At 41.7% G+C, this 3,561-nt stretch carries 1 protein-coding gene; it reads right to left on the minus strand.

The genetic code is table 11. The features are described from left to right. Positions 1–3,561: cadherin-like domain-containing protein (locus MICAI_RS26190; protein WP_039899258.1), on the minus strand; the 3,561-nt coding region annotated here is incomplete at both ends.

Genomic DNA, 3,561 nt, shown 5'->3' on the forward strand with positions numbered 1-3,561 from the left:
GTAATGACAAAACTTGTGACATTAATATTACCACCTACTCCATCGGCTACCGTAAAGCTAAAGCTATCACTGGTCGTTTCTCCGCCATTATGAATGTAGGATAGTAAGCCACTATTAATATCGGCTTGGGTAAAGGTGTTATTAACCGCTAAAGTAACTCCATTGCGTTGTAAATTCCCATTTGTCGGAATCGTACTGATGGTAAAAGTTAACTGATCCGCGGTATTATCTGGATCTGTAACAGCAAGCAGACTATTAGAAATAGCAGAATTAGCTCCTTCATCAAGAGTTAAGCCTGCATTGACCGAGATTTGTGGAGGTTGATTAACTGCGCCACCGATTTGTATGGTTGCATCTGCCGTCGTCGGTGCTGCTTCTGTATTACCTGTGTTATCAACTGCAACTGAGTAGAAGGAGTAGGTATGTCCGGCTGTCCCCGTGTAAGTGGCTTCGGTTAACTCAGTATTATTGAGCCAGACTGTATAATTACCGCCATTATCAGAGACATAAATAGTATAAGTTGCCAAAGCTGATCCTGTATCTGTTCCTGTCCACTTAACGGTAAATTCAGGGTTATCCGTCGTGGTGGGTAAAGCATCAACTTGACTGCTAGGTTTATCAACATCAAGGGTGTTGAAAATAGGTGGAGTGCTGATGGGTTCTTCCGTATCGAAGATGATGGTCGCCTCTGCATCGATGACATCTCCTGTTTCAGCCGTGCGACTAGGACGAATGCTATAGGTAACAAAGCCATCGCCTACTCCATCTTCGTTATTGGGAGGTAAGAAGCCGATTAAGGGGTTTTCGGGAGTTTCACCTGTTTCTGGATCGATAGTAGTTAATGTCCAGAAAGCTTCGCCTTTTTGGATGTCAATACCAGCAAAAACATCAACCAAGAAGCCATGTTCTTCCGTTAAATCCACACGTTGATTGTAGAAAGAACGATTTTCAGGAACAGTAAAAGTTAAGCCTCCCCAACCGAAACTACCTAAGCGGAAGGTGCGGAAATCAACGTCAGAGTCTAAGGGATGGGTAATGTAAACAGTTTGAGCAGGTGCAGTCGCACTGGCTTGGTTTTCAAAGCGAATGGTATAGGGGAGGGTTTGCGAGGTAATCCAGTTTTCATCGCCAAATCCTGCTGGTCCTACGATGTCGTTGGGATCGATGGGACGAACTACAGGTATAGGTTTGGGATTGGGAGGAGGAGGAGGAGGACAGTTATTTTGAGAATTTCCAGACTCCAGTTTTACTGTTCCTTGAATGGGAAATTCAACAGTAATAAAATTTTGGTAAGGGAAAGGTTTACAATCCGGATCAGTGGTAGTATGCTCCAAATAGTAAGCCATACTGCTAAAAAACCCTACTGCACCAGGTTTTTTAGCATCTGACTCAGTAAAGTTGTACCAGTCTGACAGAGTATAACGTAATTTTCCTTCATAACTTACTATTTTGGTATTAGGGTTACATTTATCAGTTGTTTCTGAGTATTTTAAGTTAGCGACTTCTCCAGAAAGACCTTGCGTACCATTGACAGCAAACTTGAGATTGTCAGTTTGATCGAGTTTGAGGTTACCATTCCTAGCAGTAATAAGACTAGCGGCTGAAGTATTAGCTAAATTTGATGAGGTTGGTCGGTTATTTGCCTTAATTTGTGCCTCTAACCACTGTTGGATTTGAGAGGTAACTTGATTGTTGAGATTAATTACATCTATATCGGTGGCTGCTTCTTGACTAATGTGGTCAGTCGGCCCAAATGTTTGATTGCCGCCAGGACCATTAAGATATTTGAATAAGAAAGCAGCGGCATCGGGTTGACCTGAAATTGACCAAATCCTAGCAATATCAGTAAGCACACCCCTATATATATTGGCTTGAATATCTAGACAAAATCCTAGAATAGAAGGGGATAGATCCAATTGGGAGTCCAAGCTAGTCAGAGTGCTTTGATTAGTCCCTAAATCGGCTAATTCTCCAAGGAGAAGTTGATTAGAATTAAATTGGCGAACCCCTTCCTGCCACTGTTCAAGTGCCTCTTGGCGCAATAAATCCTCATAACTATTCCAAGTACCGTCAATATCTTGACTCAAGGTGGCTACGGATTGACTCCAAGTGTCAGAATTAGGATCAACTCCCACTGATTGCAAGATATCAGCTAAATTAAAGGTGTAATTAGTATTCTCAACCAAATCAGCACCTAAATTGAGAGTTGTGTTAAAGTTGGGAGCATATCCAGTTAAAGTAATACTGCCTCCTTGTCCGGGTCTGAGAATAGTTGACGGACCAGAGTCGGCTAAAGCCATTACTAGCTTTGCTCCTGATGTTGCTTGAGTATCACCTACTAAGACGGTGAGAATACCCGGATCTGAAGATAACAGAAGAAGCGGACTAGCAACGTCGTTATTACTGCTATTGAAGTAGTTATAAGTGTAAGTAAATGCCTGATTAGGTCTGAGAGCAATAGGCAAAAAACTATTCAAAGACAAAGGCACATTGTGGGATGTTGTTACCTCAAAAGCATTAGCTAAACGAGAGGTTAAATGATTGGTTGATTGCGTAAATTCGGGATCAACAGGGAATAAAATATCGGCTGGTGCATTGGGTAGAGTGACATAATCTGTAGCAGACCAATCAAAACTAATTTCTTCGGCTTCAACCAGTACATCATATTGACCAAGAGGAACATTTTCTAAGTTAAATGTGGCATATAATGTTACCCCATCTTGGTAATAAACACGCTGCGCCTCATATTTGTTGTCTTCATCTTCTAGAAAAACTTTTGCTGTTGGCAAGAATTTAGCACCATTTAATTTAACGGTGACATTGCCTCCTTGACCTCCTTGTGTAACATCAATCTCCTCTACTCCGAAAGGTATAATATCTGCTTGAATGCTGTAATCTTGTAGGTTAGGGCTGTTAACTGAATTAACTAAAACATAATAAGTTCCTTCAGTTGTGGTGGGTATAATAACTTCTGAATCAGCAACAAATGGTTCAGTATTGGTGAATTCAAACTGGCTACGAGTTGGCATAGCATTGTAACTTACAAAAACTTGATTATCAGCACTTGTTACATGGCTATCCAGTTTCAGTCGCAGTGTTTCTCCTCCAGAAACATCAACCCGATAATAAACTGACTGTCCTTGTCCTAAAGTCCCCGTATCAGGCGTACCTAATTCTAAGGACTCGACATCAACAGCAAAGTCATCTAAAGAAGCCTTAATATTATTTGCTTCATTAGATTCCGGTATATAGTTGCGGATGTCGCTGCGGACAATAACATAGTAATCCCCCGTTGCTACCCCTGGTAAAGTCGCGGTTACTGTCTTGCTATAACTTCCGCCTCCTGCAACCGGCCCTGTTTGGGAAACACGACCGAAGAAAGCATCATTGACATCCCATTGATTATCGCGAGAAAGATAGATTGTATCTTCCCAAGTGCCGATCGCCTCATTCGTGCTTTGATTGTTTACGGTATAACTAATTGTGGCATTTTGACCTGGCGTTCCATTGACAGGAATAGTAATTGTCCCTACTACTAAATCAGCAGGAGGCGGCAAAATT

It is taken from the genome of Microcystis sp. T1-4 (assembly GCF_000297435.1).
In the GTDB taxonomy this organism is placed as follows: Bacteria; Cyanobacteriota; Cyanobacteriia; order Cyanobacteriales; family Microcystaceae; genus Microcystis.